Origin of the sequence: Pelagibacterium sp. (assembly GCF_048264985.1) — a bacterium.
Classification (GTDB): domain Bacteria; phylum Pseudomonadota; class Alphaproteobacteria; order Rhizobiales; family Devosiaceae; genus Pelagibacterium.
The window spans coordinates 224621-241753 of record NZ_JBLXCL010000001.1; the positions used below are offsets into that span (position 1 = coordinate 224621).

Annotated in this window: 18 protein-coding genes; 10 read left to right on the top strand and 8 right to left on the bottom strand. The window is 60.0% G+C overall.

The features are described 5' to 3' along the window. Positions 1-2: 2 nt before the first annotated feature. The 3 genes from gshB to rsmI are packed head-to-tail and all read right to left on the bottom strand — an operon-like array spanning position 3 to position 2207. Entirely contained in the window at positions 3-944 is a 942-nt protein-coding gene (gene gshB / locus ACN0TA_RS01170) for a glutathione synthase (RefSeq protein ID WP_417578969.1), read from the bottom strand. Positions 945-967: 23 nt separating this feature from the next. Beyond that, positions 968-1357 (bottom strand): YraN family protein, encoded by a 390-nt coding sequence (locus tag ACN0TA_RS01175; RefSeq protein WP_417578971.1) that lies wholly within the window; start codon positions 1355-1357, stop codon positions 968-970. After that, entirely contained in the window at positions 1323-2207 is an 885-nt protein-coding gene (gene rsmI, locus ACN0TA_RS01180) for a 16S rRNA (cytidine(1402)-2'-O)-methyltransferase (RefSeq protein WP_417578974.1), read from the bottom strand. Before rsmI ends, ACN0TA_RS01175 begins: the two co-directional genes overlap by 35 nt. A 132-nt stretch (positions 2208-2339) precedes the next feature. Between rsmI and ACN0TA_RS01185 the strand changes: the two genes are divergently transcribed. Both ACN0TA_RS01185 and ACN0TA_RS01190 read left to right on the top strand, forming a co-directional pair. After that, positions 2340-3590, top strand: coding sequence for a penicillin-binding protein activator (locus ACN0TA_RS01185; RefSeq protein WP_417578976.1), 1251 nt, complete (start codon positions 2340-2342; stop codon positions 3588-3590). A 4-nt stretch (positions 3591-3594) separates the two neighbouring features. After that, complete coding sequence (locus tag ACN0TA_RS01190; RefSeq protein WP_417578978.1) at positions 3595-4044, top strand: GNAT family N-acetyltransferase; 450 nt, start codon at positions 3595-3597, stop codon at positions 4042-4044. A gap of 2 nt (positions 4045-4046) precedes the next feature. Here ACN0TA_RS01190 and hemW read toward each other — a convergent pair whose 3' ends face one another. From hemW to rph, 3 genes are read right to left on the bottom strand one after another with little or no spacing between them, the layout of a single operon-like run. Next, entirely contained in the window at positions 4047-5198 is a 1152-nt protein-coding gene (hemW, locus tag ACN0TA_RS01195) for a radical SAM family heme chaperone HemW (protein ID WP_417578980.1), read from the bottom strand. After that, the gene (gene rdgB, locus ACN0TA_RS01200) at positions 5195-5821 is read right to left on the bottom strand and encodes an RdgB/HAM1 family non-canonical purine NTP pyrophosphatase (RefSeq protein WP_417582015.1); all 627 of its coding nucleotides are present in this window, start codon (positions 5819-5821) and stop codon (positions 5195-5197) included. The genes hemW and rdgB overlap by 4 nt, the downstream gene beginning before the upstream one ends. A gap of 2 nt (positions 5822-5823) precedes the next feature. Then, a complete protein-coding gene (rph, locus tag ACN0TA_RS01205) occupies positions 5824-6546 on the bottom strand; it encodes a ribonuclease PH (RefSeq protein ID WP_417578982.1) in 723 nt (240 codons plus the stop codon). A gap of 252 nt (positions 6547-6798) precedes the next feature. Between rph and hrcA the strand changes: the two genes are divergently transcribed. From hrcA to ACN0TA_RS01245, 8 genes are all read left to right on the top strand, one after another. After that, positions 6799-7881 (top strand): heat-inducible transcriptional repressor HrcA, encoded by a 1083-nt coding sequence (gene hrcA / locus ACN0TA_RS01210; RefSeq protein WP_417578984.1) that lies wholly within the window; start codon positions 6799-6801, stop codon positions 7879-7881. Positions 7882-7988: 107 nt separating this feature from the next. Then, a complete protein-coding gene (gene grpE / locus ACN0TA_RS01215; protein WP_417578986.1) occupies positions 7989-8615 on the top strand; it encodes a nucleotide exchange factor GrpE in 627 nt (208 codons plus the stop codon). A gap of 203 nt (positions 8616-8818) precedes the next feature. Continuing rightward, positions 8819-10729 carry a molecular chaperone DnaK gene (dnaK, locus tag ACN0TA_RS01220; protein ID WP_417578988.1) on the top strand — a complete coding sequence of 637 codons (1911 nt, stop codon included), beginning with the start codon at positions 8819-8821 and terminating at the stop codon, positions 10727-10729. A gap of 289 nt (positions 10730-11018) precedes the next feature. After that, a complete protein-coding gene (gene dnaJ, locus ACN0TA_RS01225; protein WP_417578990.1) occupies positions 11019-12143 on the top strand; it encodes a molecular chaperone DnaJ in 1125 nt (374 codons plus the stop codon). A gap of 115 nt (positions 12144-12258) precedes the next feature. Beyond that, the gene (locus ACN0TA_RS01230) at positions 12259-12810 is read left to right on the top strand and encodes an NADPH-dependent FMN reductase (RefSeq protein ID WP_417578992.1); all 552 of its coding nucleotides are present in this window, start codon (positions 12259-12261) and stop codon (positions 12808-12810) included. 72 nt (positions 12811-12882) lie between these two features. Continuing rightward, on the top strand, positions 12883-13569 hold the full coding sequence (pyrF, locus tag ACN0TA_RS01235; RefSeq protein WP_417578994.1) for an orotidine-5'-phosphate decarboxylase: 687 nt from the start codon (positions 12883-12885) through the stop codon (positions 13567-13569). A 12-nt stretch (positions 13570-13581) separates the two neighbouring features. Then, entirely contained in the window at positions 13582-14388 is an 807-nt protein-coding gene (gene dapB, locus ACN0TA_RS01240) for a 4-hydroxy-tetrahydrodipicolinate reductase (protein WP_417578996.1), read from the top strand. Between the two features lie 30 nt (positions 14389-14418). Continuing rightward, a complete protein-coding gene (locus ACN0TA_RS01245) occupies positions 14419-15033 on the top strand; it encodes a 2,3-bisphosphoglycerate-dependent phosphoglycerate mutase (RefSeq protein WP_417578998.1) in 615 nt (204 codons plus the stop codon). 6 nt (positions 15034-15039) lie between these two features. Here the strand turns inward: ACN0TA_RS01245 and ACN0TA_RS01250 are convergent, their stop codons facing one another. Together ACN0TA_RS01250 and ACN0TA_RS01255 are read right to left on the bottom strand one after the other, a co-directional pair. Next, complete coding sequence (locus ACN0TA_RS01250) at positions 15040-16047, bottom strand: AI-2E family transporter (RefSeq protein ID WP_417579000.1); 1008 nt, start codon at positions 16045-16047, stop codon at positions 15040-15042. Between the two features lie 66 nt (positions 16048-16113). Further along, complete coding sequence (locus tag ACN0TA_RS01255; protein WP_417579002.1) at positions 16114-16995, bottom strand: methylated-DNA--[protein]-cysteine S-methyltransferase; 882 nt, start codon at positions 16993-16995, stop codon at positions 16114-16116. Positions 16996-17133: the final 138 nt, after the last annotated feature.

Here is a 17133-nt window from a genome sequence, read left to right on the forward strand (position 1 = left end):
GGTCAGCGCCGCGTCTCGATTGCGTCCCAGACCAATTCTGCGATATCGGGGCCGCCGAAACGCTTGACCTCACGGATGCCGGTAGGGGAGGTGACGTTGATTTCCGTCAGATAGCCGCCGATCACGTCGATGCCGACAAATATCAGGTCGCGTTTTTTGAGTTCCGGGCCAATGATCTCGCAAATTTCATGCTCACGCGCCGTCAGCTCGGAGAGTTCGGGGCGCCCGCCAACGTGCATGTTGGAGCGCGATTCGCCTTCGGCCGGGATGCGGTTCAGCCCGGCGACCGGCGCGCCATCGACAAGAATGATGCGTTTGTCGCCTTTGCGCACATCGGGGAGATAGCGCTGGATCATGAACGGTTCGCGGAAGCTGGCATTGAACATTTCGAGCAGGGACCCGAGATTTTCATCGCCCTCGCGGATCCGGAAGACCCCGGCGCCGCCATTGCCGAACAGGGGCTTTAAGATGATGTCTCCGAACTCGGCGCGAAAATCACGGATTTCGGTCTCATCGCGGGTGATCAAGGTGTCGGGCATCAGCTCAGGGAAGCTGGTCACGAGAATCTTTTCCGGCGCGTTGCGCACTTCCCTGGGGTGATTGACCACAAGCGTTTTGGGATGCACCAGCTCGAGCATGTGAGTGGTGGTGATATAGTTCATGTCGAAAGGGGGATCCTGGCGCAGCAGGATGACATCAAAGGCCGTCAGATCGGTCTTTTGCCAATCCTCGAGCGTGAAATGGAGGCCTTTTTCCTTGTCGTCGACTTTGACCTTGTGCGCGCGCGCAGTAACCGTGTCGCCCCGCTGGGCGAGTGTGGACGGCGTATAATAGGACAGTGAATGTCCGCGCGCCTGGGCTTCAAGCATCAGGGCAAAACTGGAATCGCCCAGCGGGTTGATGGCATCGATGGGGTCCATCTGCACGGCGACGGAAAGAGACATGGCAAGATCCTTGGAAAAAAGCGTCAGGCGGAAAAGGCATTGATGAGATGGTGCGGCCAGCGACCCGGTGCAAGCGTTATCACGTCAAAACGGAAATCACAGCCTTGGCGCGCAGGATGGGCTGACTGATACCACTCAGCAGCGCGCACGATTCGCGTTGTGTTGACCGCGGCCAGCGCCTGATCGCGCGCGGCGGCGTTCCCGGTCCGGTGTTTGACCTCGATAAAAACTATGCAATTGCCCTTTGTTGCCACGATATCGATTTCGCCCACCGGCGTTTTGTAGCGGGTGGCCATGATCCCATAGGCTTTGAGGCGCAGATACAAGCAGGCCAGCGTTTCAGCGGACCGCCCGGCGCGTTCGGCCCGGCGGCGCGGATCAGGTTCTGGCCTTGAGCGCGAGAGCGGCATCATAAACCTGTTTTCGTTTGAGACCGAACTGGACGGAGACCTGATCAACGGCGGCGCGCAAAGCCATTTCGGTCATGGCCGCTGCCAGCGCCGCCTCCCAATCGCCACCAGCCTGAGGTGCAGTGCCGTCCGAACCGGCGACCACGATGACCGCTTCCCCCTTGGTGTCTTCGGCAAAAATCTCGGAAAGGTCGGCCAAAGAGCCGGTTTCGAAGCGCTCGAAACGTTTGGTCAACTCAAGCGCAACCACTGCCTGACGATCGGGACCGAAGGCGTGCGCCATGTCCGCCAGCGCTGGGCCGAGCCGGCGGGGCGATTCGTAGAACACGAGCGTTTCGGTGCGCCCGATGAGCGGGGCGAGTGCGTTGGAACGCTGGCCGGTTTTGGGGGGCAGGAAACCGAAAAAGGCAAAGGCATCGGTGGGCAAACCGGCACCGGTCAGCGCAGCAAGCAAAGCTGAAGGCCCCGGCACTGGAAATATTTCGATTCCCGCTTCGCGCGCCGCGCGAACCAACGGAAAGCCAGGGTCGGACAAGAGTGGGGTCCCGGCATCGGAAATCAGCGCAATCGCTTTGCCGTCTCTTATCTGTTCGAGGATCGAATCGATCCGGGCGCGCTCATTGTGCTCGTGCAGGGCGGTGCGCGGCGTTCTGATCCCATAGGCATCGAAAAGGCGCGCCGAATGGCGGGTATCTTCGCAAAGAACCAGATCGGCGCCGGCCAGAATGTCGAGGGCGCGCAGGGTGATATCGCGCAGATTGCCGATTGGCGTCGCCACGGGATAGAGACCGGGCGCCGGGCTTTCAACAGGGACGCGATGGCCCGATATCTGGTAGGATTTTTCCTGGCTCACGATGATCCCTTGGATTGACGCCCTTCTTTTAACATCGGAAAGGGGTTTGTCGAGGCAGGGCGAGAGAACTGAACCGTGCACATCTCGCACGCGGATCGTCCGTCCACCAGGCAATGAAAACAGGAGCGCCGGTTGCCGCACATTTGGATGAAAGCGCTGTCTGGCATGATGGTTGTGCTTGCACTTACCGCATGCTCGCCAACGCAGACCGGTTTTGAGGGACCAGCACGCGTGCAGCCCAGCCAGACCTCAGGCGTTCAACTGGCGCCAGCGCAGGGCGAGATCATTGGCACCGGCCCGGTCCGAGTGGCGATGATTTTGCCGCTTGGCGGGCCGTCAGGCGCTGTAGGACGCGCCATGGTCAACGGGGCAAAGCTGGCGATGGACGAAGCCACACGCAACGGGGGCCAGAACATTCATCTGGTTATCAAGGATAGCGGGAGCAGCGCCCAAACCGCCAGGATTGCGACCCAGCAGGCGCTGTCCGAGGGTGCGCAATTGATTCTCGGCCCGTTGACCGCCGATGCTGTGGGGCTGGCCGGAGCCATTGCCAAATCCTACGACATCCCGCTAATCGGGTTTTCCTCGACGGCGAGCATTGCAACCGACGGTGTGTATCTGCTCAGCGTTCTTCCCGAAGCCGAAATCATGCGCGCGCTGAGCTATGCAAGAGCGCAGCGGCGCACCACCATTGCTGCAATCATTCCCGACACGCCGCTGGGCAACGCCCAAGCCGATGCCCTTCGTCTGGCTGCCGGAGAAGCAGGAATGGCAATCACCGGCATCGAAATGTTTGCCGACGAAGCGCAGGCCCGCGCCGCTGTCGAGCGACTGGCGCCCGCCATGCGCACAAATCTCGTCGATACGCTCTATATTCCCGACAGTGCCACGGCGGCCAGTTTCGGCATCTTGCTGGACGCCGCAAGACTGCCGCGAGAGCGGGTGTTGATCATCGGGTCGGCCGATTGGGACGGCGACAATGCCATCCTCAACCAGCCCTATCTGGCCGGCGCCGTCTATCCCGCCATCGACCCGTCGGGTTTGGCCAGTCTGACGTCGGTCTATCGATCCCGATTCGGCACTGCGCCCCATCAGCTTACGACACTGGCCTATTCAGCTGTGCAGCTGGCCAACACGGGCAGCCTGAGCCGCGCCACACCGCCTTATGGCACTGGACTGCACTCTCCGGTTGGATTTCAGGGCCAGGATGGTCCATTCCGTCTTCATTTCGATGGACGCGGTGAATATGGCCTGGTCATGCGCCAAATCGGGCAGGGCGGTGCAACCACGATTGAAGCCGCCCGTCTTGTGGGATTGCCCCTGTCTTCTCCTGGTTCCAGCGCGCGCGGCGGCGCTATTCCACCGGCAGCGGAATTCCGGTGACCAATTGAGCGTTGATTTTCGATTCGAACCGGCCAGTCTTGGCGATTTCGATCGGCTCGCCGATCTTCGCCTCACTGTGATGCGCGACAGTCTGGACGCTGTGGGCCGCTTCGATCCAGAGCGCAACCGCCTCTACTTTGAGGCACGGTTCCGCCCGCAATTTACGCGGTTGATCGTGATTGAGAAAAGCCTTGCCGGATGTGTCGCGCTCGGCCCTTGCGACGACAGACTGGTTCTCGAACACTTTTACCTTACCCCCGAATGGCAAGGGGCGGGCTTGGGTAGTGCCGTGCTGCAACGGCTTCTAAAAGAGGCCGATGCAGCTCAAAAAATCGTAAGACTGACCGTTTTGCGCGGCTCGGACGCCCGGCGTTTTTATGACCGCTACGGCTTTGCCCAGGTCGGGGAAGACGATGTGGACATATTTCTCGAACGCGCTGTCGCGGCCAGCTGACATCACGCCGCCAGGTCGGCCACCACCGCATCAAGCACCGGCCAGCCCTTGTCGGTCACCCGCAAACGGCCATTGGGCAAGGTTTCGATAAAGCCTATGGATCTGAGAAAATCGATCTGGGTTGCTGTGAGCGCGCGCCGGGCCAGAGCCTGATAGCGCGACGGATCTATACCCTCGCGCAGGCGCAGGCCCATAACCAGATATTCGTCACCCTCTTCGTCCCAGGTCAGCGTATCGTCAGTGATCAGGCCGTCGCCGGTCTCAATGACTTTTTCCCACCATTTGAACGGCATTTTTTCCGCCGCGGTCGCGTGGCGCGCACCGCCCATGATCAGCCGGCCATGGGCGCCCGGGCCAATACCTGCATATTCACCATAGCGCCAATAGATCATGTTATGGCGGCTTTCCTGCCCTGGCCGGGCATGGTTGGAAATTTCATAGGCCGGCAGGCCGTAAGACGCCGTTAGATCCTGAGTCATTTCAAACATATCGGCCGAGAGATCCTCGGATGGCATTTTCAGCTTTCCGGCGTTGAACAGGTCGAAATAGCGCGTACCCGATTCAATGGTGAGCTGGTAGAGAGAAAGATGGCCCTCAGAGAGCGCCAACGCCTCGGTCAGCTCTTCTTCCCATTGGCCCAATGTCTGGTCGGGGCGTGCATAAATGATATCGAAACTCGACCGATCAAAGATCGACTGGGCAAGCCGTACAGCGGCCATCGCATCTTCGACGGAATGCAGCCGACCAAGCCGGGCCAGAGGCTCGGGACGGAGCGATTGCACGCCAAGTGAAACACGGTTGACGCCAGCAGCGCGATAACCGCGAAAGCGGTCGGCCTCGACCGATGTGGGATTGGCCTCAAGGGTGACCTCGACCCTGTCGGCAATCTGCCAGTTCTTGGCGATCGCATCGAGAATCGTGCCCACCGATGCCGGCTTCATCAGCGAAGGCGTGCCACCGCCGAAAAAGATCGATTCAACGAGCCGCTCGGGTGCCCGGCGCGCCGTCGTCTCGATTTCCTTCACATAGGCGGTAACGAAGCTGTCTTCGTCGAACTTGCCGTGATGGACATGGGAGTTAAAGTCGCAATAGGGGCACTTGGCCGCGCAAAACGGCCAATGGACATAGACCCCGAATGCAGTGTTAGCGCTCAAAGGGCTTCCTTCACGAATTTTGCAAAGGCGCGAGCGCGGTGGGAGAGCCCCTCCTTGCCGGGGGCCCATGCGTGTTTTTCTTCAGCCGTCATCTGCCCGAATGTCTTGTCATGCCCATCGGGCTGGAACATCGGATCATATCCATGCCCGGACGTCCCGATCGGCGGCCAGACCAGCGTGCCGGGGGCGATGCCCTCAAACAGCATGTCGGTGCCATCGGGCAAGGCAAGGCACAGCACAGCGTTAAACTGAGCCTTGCGCTGGTGGGGTTCGGTTGCACCCTTTTCGACGAGCAAATCCTGAACCTTTTGCATGGCATTGGTGAAATTGCGCGGCACGCCCGCCCAGTCGGCTGTGTAGACACCGGGCTGGCCATCGAGCGCATCGACCGAAATGCCTGAATCATCGGACAGGGCGATCTCGCCGGTCGCCTTGGCGGCAGCATGCGCCTTCAGCCGGGCGTTTTCAGCAAAAGTGGTTCCGGTTTCTTCGGGTTCGGGCAGGCCGAGCGCGCCCGCCGAAACGATATCGAGGCCGAAATCGGACAGCATGTCCTGAAATTCTGCCAGCTTGCCATCGTTGTGGGTGGCCAGAACCAGCCGATCGCCGCGTTTGAGCCTGATGGTCATGCGCCGGCCTCAAGCGCTGCGCGCTGCATGAGAACGAGTTCGGAAATGCCTTTTTGCGCCAGTCCGATCAAATCGGCCAGTTCTTCGGCCGAAAAGGGTTCGGCTTCCGCAGTGCCCTGGATTTCGACGAACTTTCCCGATCCGGTCAGAACGAAATTGGCATCGGTGTCGGCTTCACTGTCTTCGAGATAATCGAGATCGAGAACCGGGGTGCCACGATAGACGCCGCACGAGACAGCGGCGACATTGTCGCGGATCGGATCGCCCTTGAGCAGCGAGCGCTCCTTCATCCAGCCGATCGCTTCGGAGAGCGCCACGAACGCCCCGGTGATCGATGCTGTGCGGGTGCCGCCATCGGCTTCGATCACATCACAATCGAGAATGATCTGGTTTTCGCCCAGAGCCTGCATGTCGACGACGGCACGCAGCGAGCGCCCGATCAGGCGCTGGATTTCCTGGGTGCGGCCCGATTGCTTGCCGGCTGTCGCTTCGCGGCGGGTGCGCGACCCTGTGGCGCGCGGCAACATTCCGTATTCGGCGGTCACCCAACCAAGACCCTGACCACGGCGCCAGGGCGGCAACGAGGTTTCGACGCTGGCCGTGCACAAGACTCGGGTACGACCGAACGAGACGAGGCACGACCCCTCCGCTTGCGGCGCGACGCCCCTCTCGATGGTTACATCGCGCATCTGATCGCTTGCCCGTCCGCTTGGCCGCATGAATTCTCAATCCTAAGGTCTGTTTGCTGATATGGTTACCAGCCTCTTAACCTTTCAAGAAGGCGCGAACAAGCGCGCCTCTCTTGGCGGCCACCCGCTTTTCTCCTACTTAGTTAATGGCAATCGTCGGCAAAAAAGGGCGCGCAACCTTCGAATATGGCGCTAAGTCCTTGCCTGATTGCGATTAAGTGGCCACGCGGTCGACAATGAAATGCCAATCGCATTTTTCGACAGCGTCCCAGAATGGTAAAAATGGACAGAAATACGATCAATTCGTCTGACTTTTTGGAAGCGCTTTCCACACGCAGCCAGGACATTTTCCGCCGACTCGTCGAGCGCTATCTCGAGACCGGCGAGCCAATCGGCTCACGGGCCATCTCGAAAATGCTCGACATGCAGTTATCACCGGCCTCGGTGCGCAACGTCATGGCGGACCTTGAAGAGCTTGGTCTGATTGCGGCGCCGCATACATCGGCGGGCCGCGCGCCGACCCAGGAAGGTTTGCGGTTTTTTGTCGACGCCATGCTTGAAGTCGGCGCCATGGACGAGACCGAACGCGACCAGATCTCGCGCAATATTTCAGGCGGTGGGCGGACGGGCCGTGTCGAGGACCTGCTGAACGAAGCCAGTGCGCTGCTTTCGGGGCTGTCGCACGGCGCGGGCATGGTGATTGCCGCCAAGGCCGACATGGTTCTCAAGCATGTCGAATTTGTCCGGCTTGACCCGGAACGGGCCATGGCAATTCTAGTGGGGCAGGACGGACAGGTTGAAAACCGCATTATCGCCCTGCCGCCGGGCCTGACAGCAAGCGCATTGACCCAGGCATCCAATTTTCTCGCCCATCACATTGTGGGCAAGACGCTGCAACAGGCACGCGATTCGATCCGCCGCCAGTCCGAGAGCCAGCGGGCAGAGCTCGATACAATCGCCCAGCGGCTTGTGGATTCAGGACTTGCTTCGATGATCGAAGCGGACACATCGGCTCCCACATTGATCGTGCGCGGTCGTGCCAATTTGATCGATGACACAATGGCGTCTGAAGATCTGGCGCGGGTGCGGCAATTGTTCGACGAGATCGAGACCAAGCAGGGTTTGATCGATCTCCTGAGCGATGCGGAATCGGCGCAGGGTGTCCGGATATTTATCGGATCGGAAAACAAGCTGTTTTCACTGTCGGGTTCCTCGGTCGTGCTTTCGCCCTACAAGGATGCCAACGACAAGGTGGTGGGCGTTCTTGGGGTGATCGGGCCGACCCGCCTCAACTATGCGCGCATCGTACCAGTGGTCGATTATACAGCGCATGTGGTCTCGAAGCTGATTTCACGCAAAGGCTAGCTTTGGTATTTCGTTTCTGCGGCTTTTCGCCATGAGGCTTGAAAAATTCGCCCCCTTGGCCGATATGGCAGCCAACCTTAATTTCCCCAATCGTTGAAAGAGCAATGATGAGCGACGACAACACGACGCCAGAGCCGAACGACGACATCGATCCGCGCCAGCAGGCCGAAGAGGCGGCAGCCGCTTCCGACGTTCCGACGCCGGACGATCGCATTGCCGAACTCGAAGCCGAAAAAGAACAGCTCCGCGACCAGGTCCTGCGCACAGCAGCCGAGATGGACAATCTGCGCAAGCGCACAGAGCGCGAAATCGCCGACACCCGCTCATACGCCATCGCCGGATTTGCCCGAGACATGCTTGTGGCCACCGACAATCTTTCGCGTGCTTTGATGGTCATTCCAGCCGAGCTGCGCGAAACCGCCGACGGCACACTTAAATCCCTTATCGAAGGGATCGAGATGACCGAGCGCGAAATGCAGCGCCTCTTGCAAAAGAACGGCGTGACCCCGATCGTGGCAGAAGGCGAGAAATTCGATCCCCACCGCCATCAGGCCATGTTCGAAGTACCGGACCCCAGCGTCCCCGAGGGCACTGTGGTTCAGGTGGTCCAGACCGGCTACGCCATTGGCGAGCGCGTATTGCGCCCGGCCATGGTGGGTGTGGCCAAGGGCGGCAACAAGCCGACCCCGAAAACCGACGCGGAACCGGGCGAGGGCCTGGACAAATCGGCCTGACAAAAATTCACGCAAAGCGGGGGGTAAGCTTGAAGGGCCCACCCCCCCTCCTTATATAGCCAGCAAGCCCGGGAAACCGGGCGAAAATCCATCCCCCAGAGGGGTCCGGCACCGACCGATCAATGCGATGCCGCAACGTGAATGGGCGCGTTGAGGGGTCAGGGCCAAATTTTTGGGACTCGCTCGAGAAATGAGGTTTCGGAATGGGAAAAGTAATCGGAATTGACCTGGGCACGACCAATTCGTGCGTTGCCGTCATGGACGGTAAAACTCCAAAAGTGATCGAGAACGCCGAAGGCGCGCGTACAACGCCGTCCATGGTGGCTTTCTCCAATGATGGTGAACGTCTTGTCGGCCAGCCGGCCAAGCGCCAGGCCGTCACCAACCCCGAAGGCACCCTGTTCGCCGTCAAGCGCCTGATCGGGCGCCGGTTCGAAGATCCGATGGTGACCAAAGACAAGGGCCTTGTGCCTTACAAGATCGTCAAGGGCGACAATGGCGATGCGTGGGTAGAAGCGAACGGCAAGCCGTCCTCGCCATCCGAAGTGTCGGCCATGATCCTTGGCAAGATGAAGGAAACCGCAGAGAGCTATCTCGGCGAACAGGTGACCCAGGCGGTCATCACGGTTCCGGCCTACTTCAACGACAGCCAGCGCCAGGCGACCAAAGATGCCGGCAAGATCGCCGGTCTCGAAGTGCTCCGCATCATCAACGAGCCGACTGCCGCTGCGCTTGCCTACGGGCTTGAAAAGCGCGAATCGGGCACGATCGCCGTTTATGACCTTGGCGGCGGCACTTTCGATATCTCGATCCTGGAAATCGGCGACGGTGTTTTCGAAGTCAAATCCACCAATGGCGATACCTTCCTTGGCGGTGAAGATTTCGACATGCGTCTTGTCGATTACCTTGCTGACGAGTTCAAGAAAGAGCAGGGCATTGACCTGCGTGGCGACAAGCTTGCCCTGCAGCGCCTCAAGGAAGCTGCGGAAAAGGCCAAGATCGAGCTCTCGTCTGCAAGCCAGACCGAGGTCAATCTGCCGTTCATCACAGCAGACGCCTCGGGGCCCAAGCATTTGCAGCTCAAGCTGACCCGCGCCAAGTTCGAGGCAATTGTCGAAGATCTCGTCAAGCGCACAATCGAGCCTTGCCGCGCAGCCCTAAAAGATGCCGGCATTTCGGCCGCCGAGATCGACGAAGTCGTTCTGGTGGGCGGCATGACCCGCATGCCCAAGGTGCAGGAAGAAGTTAAGAACTTCTTTGGCAAGGAACCCCACAAGGGCGTGAACCCTGACGAAGTGGTTGCCATGGGTGCCGCCATTCAGGCGGGTGTTCTGCAGGGCGACGTCAAAGACGTGCTGCTGCTCGACGTGACCCCGCTCTCGCTTGGCATCGAAACGCTTGGTGGCGTGTTCACACGGCTGATCGACCGCAACACGACGATCCCGACCAAAAAGAGCCAGGTGTTCTCGACGGCTGAAGACAATCAGTCAGCGGTGACCATCCGGGTCTTCCAGGGTGAGCGTGAAATGGCTGCCGATAACAAGATGCTCGGCCAGTTTGATCTGGTCGGTATCCCCTCGGCTCCGCGCGGCGTACCCCAGATCGAGGTGACCTTCGATATTGACGCCAACGGCATCGTTAATGTCTCGGCCAAGGACAAGGGCACCGGTAAGGAACAGGTGATCCGCATCCAGGCCTCGGGTGGTCTTTCGGACGCCGACATCGAACAGATGGTCAAGGACGCCGAAACGAACGCGGAAACCGACAAGAAGCGCCGCGAAGTCGTCGAAGCCAAGAATCAGGCCGAAAGCCTCGTGCATTCGACCGAGTCTTCGCTCAAAGAGCATGGCGACAAGGTTTCGGCCGAGATCAAGACCGAGATCGAGACAGCCATCGCCGATACACGGACGGCACTCGAGGGCGACGACCCGGAAGTGATCAAGGAAAAGGCAGCTGCACTGGCTCAGGCTTCCATGAAGCTTGGCGAAGCCATGTACAAAGCCTCACAGGACGAAGCCGAAGCCGCTGCCGCGGGTGACGCCCAGGCCGAGGACGACGTTGTCGATGCCGACTTCGAAGAGGTCAAGGACGACGACGACAAGAAGTCGGCGTAAGCCTTTCGCCTTGAGACTCAATCAGTGCCGCCTTCGGGCGGCACTGTCTTTTGCAGGCACCAGTTTCACGTGAATCAGCAGTCGTGCCTGCCGGACACGCGCAAAGACTATCCATTTTGCGGCCGGCTATGGTAACAGGCGACAAGCGTGACTACCTAATGCGCAACCGGTTCCCGACGTGATGTCGGCACCGAGACGCTCAACACAAGAACGGTTGGTTTGGCACAAGAGATGATCTTGCATCCGTCCATATTCTGCCCCTGCCGCGACAAGGGGAAATTCTAAGCTCATGAGCAAAGCCGATTTCTATTCCGTGCTCGGGGTCGAAAAGTCCTGCGACGCCGCGGGGCTCAAATCCGCCTATCGCAAGCTGGCCATGCAGTACCACCCGGACCGCAATCCGGGCGATACAGAGGCCGAGCACAAGTTCAAGGAAGTCTCCGAAGCCTACGACACGCTCAAGGACCCCCAGAAGCGGGCGGCCTATGACCGTTTCGGCCACGCCGCATTCAATGGCGGCGGCGGTGGCGCCCAAGGTTTCGGCAATGATTTCTCATCTTCGATGTCCGATATCTTCGAAGACATCTTCGGGGAATTCATGGGCGGGGCTTCGCGCCAGCGCCAGCGCGACGGCCGCCAGCGCGGCTCGGATCTGCGCTACAATCTCGAAATCACCCTCGAAGACGCTTTTGCGGGCACCACTGTCGATATCGATGTGCCGAGCCTTATTGGTTGTGAAACCTGCGACGGGTCGGGCGCCAAGCCCGGTACCGGGTTTTCCACCTGCCGCATGTGCGGCGGACACGGCAAAGTGCGCGCAGCACAGGGGTTCTTTACCATCCAGCAGACCTGCCCCCAATGTCATGGGCGCGGTGAAACCATGGATCAGCCGTGTACCGATTGCCATGGCCAGGGCCGCAGGCAAACATCGCGCACGCTCTCGGTCGACGTTCCTAAAGGGATCGAGGACGGCACACGCATCCGGTTGGGCGGAGAAGGCGAAGCGGGACTGCGCGGCGGGCCAGCAGGCGATCTCTATATTTTTGTTTCGGTCAAACCCCATCAGCTTTTCCAGCGCGACGGTGCCGACCTTTATGCAAAAGTGCCCATTTCGATGATCACCGCAGCTCTAGGCGGTGAATTTGAAGTGCCTACGCTTGAAGGCGGACGGGCCAAGGTCAAAGTCGGCGAGGGCACCCAGCCCGGTCAACGGGTGCGCCTCAAGGGCAAGGGCATGCCGGTGCTGCGCGCCAGCCAGGTTGGCGACCTCTATGTCCAGCTCGATGTGGAAACGCCGCAAAAACTCTCCAAGCGCCAACGCGAACTGCTCGAAGAGTTCGAAACGCTTTCGAACCGAGACACCTCGCCCGGCTCGGAAGGATTTTTCGACAAACTCAAGACGATGTTCGGCTAAGGCCAACAGCTCGCATGTTAAAAGCCCCTTGCCATCGGTGAGGGGCTTTCTCTTTGATGGGCTTGCGGCGAACTGAACGCGCCGCTTTACTGCCGAGATGGAACTGGAGACGACAATGACCACTGCCCTTACCCTATCGGGCTCGATCCGCACCGGCTCGCTGAACAAGCAATTGCAGCATGCGATGGATGCGCGGCTCCGGGCGGCGGGGGTGGCGGTCAGCACGATTTCGCTCGCCGATTTCGAGATGCCGATCTTTAACGAGGATCTCGAACCCGACAATGTCCCACACGCCGCCGGGCAGCTGGCGGACCTGTTTCGCTCCCATGACATCGTCTTCATCGCCACGCCAGAATATAATGGCGGGCTGCCCCCGCTCATCGTCAACACCATTGCCTGGCTGTCGCGGCAAAAGCCGTCTCCATTCCGCCATGCTGTGTTCGGGATTGGCGGGGTATCCTCGGGGCGCTACGGCACAATATGGGCGCAGAGCCATCTGCGCGATTCCTTGTCCAAGATCGGCGCGCTTGTCGTCCCGACCTTGCTCGGCGTCGGCCCGGCATCGAGCGCATTTGCCGAGGATGGGTCTGTGGCCGAAAAAGCGGTCGATGGCAAAATTGACCAGATGGTGAAAGAGCTCACCCATTTTTCGCGCGGCGGGATTTGACGGTCTCAAGCTTGCGCTCACGCGCAACTCATGGCATCGAGCCGTCACACATCACAGATGCGGAGACATGTTATGGCCGGTGACCTGATTGTCGGGCTCGACGTCGCAACGCGCGGTGAAGCCGAGGACATGATTTCCAAGCTTGGCGATACCGTCGATTTCTACAAGATCGGCTATCAGCTGTTTTACGGCGGTGATGGGCTGATCGTGGGCAAGGAACTGCTCAAGGCAGGAAAGCGCGTGTTCTTCGATCTCAAGCTTCTCGATATAGACAACACGGTCGCAAAAGGCGTCGCGGCCATTGCCGACACCGGCGCCACAATGCTCACGCTCCATGCCTATCCCAAGGCGATGGCCGCTGCGGTCAAGGCAGCCCAAGGCTCTTCGCTGTGCCTTCTCGGGGTGAGCGTTTTGACCTCGATGGATCAAGCCGATCTCGATGAAGCCGGTTATGGCATGTCCGTTGACGACCTTGTAGCGCGCCGGGCGCGGCAGGCGCGAGAAGCTGGCATGGGCGGTGTCGTTGCCTCGGCGTTTGAAGCCAGAAGCGTGCGCGATATCGTCGGCCCGGATATGGCCGTCGTCACGCCCGGCATCCGGCCTGCCGGTTCAGAAAAGGGCGACCAGAAACGGGTGATGACGCCCAGCGAAGCGCTGGCGGCTGGGGCATCCCATCTCGTGGTGGCGCGCCCGATCATTGCCGCGCCCAGCCCGCGCCAGAGTGCGCAGGCAGTGATCGCTGAAATGCAGACGACCTGAGAGGATAAGATTATGGCACTCAAGATCGGGGTTGTCGGCGCCGGCGGGCGTATGGGACAGACCGTTATCCGTGCTGTCGCGGCCCATGCCGGCATGACGCTTGCCGCCGCTGCGGACCGGGACAATTCGAGCGTTGTGGGCAAAGACGCCGGCAGCCTGGCCGGGATTGATCCCCTGGACATCGCCATTGGCAACAGCCCGCTTGATATTGTCGACCATGTCGATGCCGTGATCGATTTCACAGCGCCGCAATTGAGCGTCGCTCTGGCCCGTCGGGCAGCTGAGCGCAAACTCATTCACATCATCGGCACGACCGGATGTACACCCGATGATGATGCAGCCATTGCCCGCGCCGGCGCAGAGGGGGCCCGTATCGTCAAATCGGGCAATATGAGCCTGGGGGTGACCTTGCTTGCCGCGCTGGTCAAGCGGGCGGCGGCCAGCCTCGACACCGATTTCGACATCGAGGTGCTCGAAATGCACCATCGCCACAAGGTCGATGCTCCTTCAGGCACCGCGCTGCTCTTGGGCGAGGCGGCCGCGCAAGGGCGCGGGATCGATCTCTCCGACCATTCGGTGCGGGTGCGCGACGGACACACCGGAGCACGAGAACCGGGCGCCATCGGATTTGCGACATTGCGCGGCGGCGGCATTGTGGGAGACCATTCGGTGCTCTTTTCGGCGATGGGCGAAACCATTACCCTTTCGCATTCGGCGCGTGACCGAACATTATTCGCCGATGGTGCGCTCAAGGCAGTCTTGTGGGCTGCCAAGCAGCCTGCAGGCCTTTATTCAATGGCCGACGTGCTCGGCCTCTAGTTTTTCTCATCGACACCAAAGGGAGACATCATGACCGGAACGCTGATCCTTGTCCGCCACGGCCAGAGCGAATGGAATCTGAAAAATCTGTTCACCGGCTGGCGCAACCCGGACCTGACCGATCAGGGCGTCGATGAAGCACGAAAGGCCGGGCAGGCGCTCAAGGCCAGAGGCACAGTACCCGACGCCTATTTCACTTCGGCGCTGAGTCGGGCCCAGCGCACCCTCGATCTCATGCTCGAGGAAATGGAGATCACCGACCTCACAATAGTGCGCAATCACAAGCTCAACGAACGCGATTACGGCGACCTCGCCGGGCTCAACAAGGACGACGCACGCGAAAAATGGGGTGAAGAACAGGTCCATATCTGGCGCCGCTCTTACGATGTTCCACCGCCGGGCGGCGAGAGCCTCAAGGACACGGCAGCCCGGGTCCTGCCCTACTACCAAGCGGAAATCGAACCCCAGGTCAAAGCCGGAAAAACAGTGCTGGTCACAGCGCATGGCAATTCACTGCGGGCGCTCGTCATGGCGCTCGAAGGGCTTGATGAAGAGGCAATCCTGAAACGTGAAATCGGCACCGGCGCGCCAATCATCTACGGCATCGATGGCGAGGGGAACCGGGTTTCCACCGAAGAAATCTAGGACGCACTAGCGGTTTTCAGGATCGCCGAGAAAGTCGCCGACATAAAGCTCCAGGGCCAGCACCCTGAGCGCAGCAAGCAACGGCGTGGCCAGGGCCACGCCGATCGGCCCGAATATAACCCCCATAAGCAACAGGAATGCCACTGTGAGCGCCGGTGGCAGATGTACGACCCGATCCTGCACGAGAGGGGAAAGCAAATTGGCATCCATTTGCTGGATGAACGTATAGCCCGTCAGCACGATCACGACGGTCGTCAGATCCTGGCCGATCATGGCCAGACCGATCGGTACGAAGGCCAGGATCGGGCCCATGAACGGGATGAAATTGAGCACCCCGGCGATGATCCCCAGCGACAAGGCGAAATCGAAACCGACAACCAACAGCACCACAGTCGTCGCGACGCCCACGATCAGCATGAGCGCCAATTGCCCGACCAGCCAGCGCTGAAGCGTGCGGCCGGCCCTGTCCAGAACGTCGCGCAAGCGCGCGCGATAGGCGACTGGCGCGAAGATCACCAACCCGTCGCGGTAGCGCGCCGGATCGGCTGCGAGAAATATCCCGATCAAAGAGACGATCAGGACATTTGAGATCATGCCAAATCCCGTTCCCAGCACGGCGCCGGCCCCGCCAAAGATGGTTTGTGGTTCGGGCAGGCGTTCCCAGATGTCTTCGAGATTGAATGTACGCAGCACCGGAATGCCCCAATCGTTGAGCTGATCGGCAACGATGCGCCAAGCTTCACCCAGGGCGCGACTGAGGGCATCGAGCTGGTTGAGCACTGTCATACCACCCGCGACAAGAGCGAACCCGATTGCGCCAATGGCCAGAAATATGGTCATAACAAGCGCCAGAACCCGGGGCACTGGCAGAAAGCGCCTGAACATCTTGACGCCTGAATCGAGAATGGCGGCAATCAAAATGCCGGCAAATATCAGCAACAGAAGTTCCGAAAAGAACACGACGAGCCCGAGCAGGGCCAATGCTGCAATGCCAATGAGAATGGGTCGCGCCACGAAAACTGTCCCTCGCCCTGTGTCCATTGAGCAAGGCGCAAGACGGGCGAAGGTTCCACTCGGCGCTCAGGACGCGCTCACCAGCCCGGCTTCCCAGCCCAATATGGCGCGCTTACGCATGATACCCCAATGATAGCCCGTCAATGCGCCGCTCGATCCAACGATGCGGTGGCAGGGCACGACAAATGAAATCGGATTGCGCCCGACGGCGCGGCCGATGGCACGGGCTGCATTGGGCTTGCCCACCGCCCGTGCAACATCTCCATAGGTCGCTGCGCGGCCGGCCGGGACTTTGAGAAGCGTCTCCCAGACCTTGATCTCAAACTGCGATCCGATCATCACGAGACGCACCGGCTGGTCGGGATCCCACCGGCCCGGCTCGAAGATGCGCGCAGCGACCGGCGCAATCGCCTTGTCGTCACGAGTGTATTGGGCGTTGGGCCAGCGATTGGCCAGGTCCTCAAACGCATATTGCTCTTTGCCGTCATCGGCAAAGGCAATTCCAGCCACTCCATATTGGGTGATCATCAGACAGACCTGCCCGAAAGGGGAGGCTGCGTAGCCCCAACTCACCTCAAGCCCGGCCCCTTTTGCGCGATATACCCCGGGCGGCACCGCATCATAGGTCACGAACAGATCGTGCAAACGGGACGGGCCCGAAAGACCCAGTTCATAGCTCGTATCGAGCACACTCATATTGTCGCGCAGCAATTTGCGGGCATGGTCGAGCGCGACGGCCTGAGCAAAGCTCTTGGGCGTCAGCCCGCACCAGCGGCGGAACATATCGACCAATTGCCGCTCGTTCATCGAAAGCGCGTTGGCCAATCCGGCAATGTCGGATGCTTCCGGCCCGGGCATGGAAAGGTATTCGATGGCCCGCGCGATAGTGCGATAGGTCTGCGCCGTGGTCATTTCAGGGAGCCGGGAAAGTGCTGTCATCTCGTTCATAAGGCCACAATAGCGGCCAGTGTGAAAGCCAACGACCCGTTTTTGACACTGAACGCCCTTTTGCTGTGACTTTCGATCGCCGCACGGCTAGGCAAAATCACATAGCGACAGAAGAACATGCCGGGACACGCCGCGGCA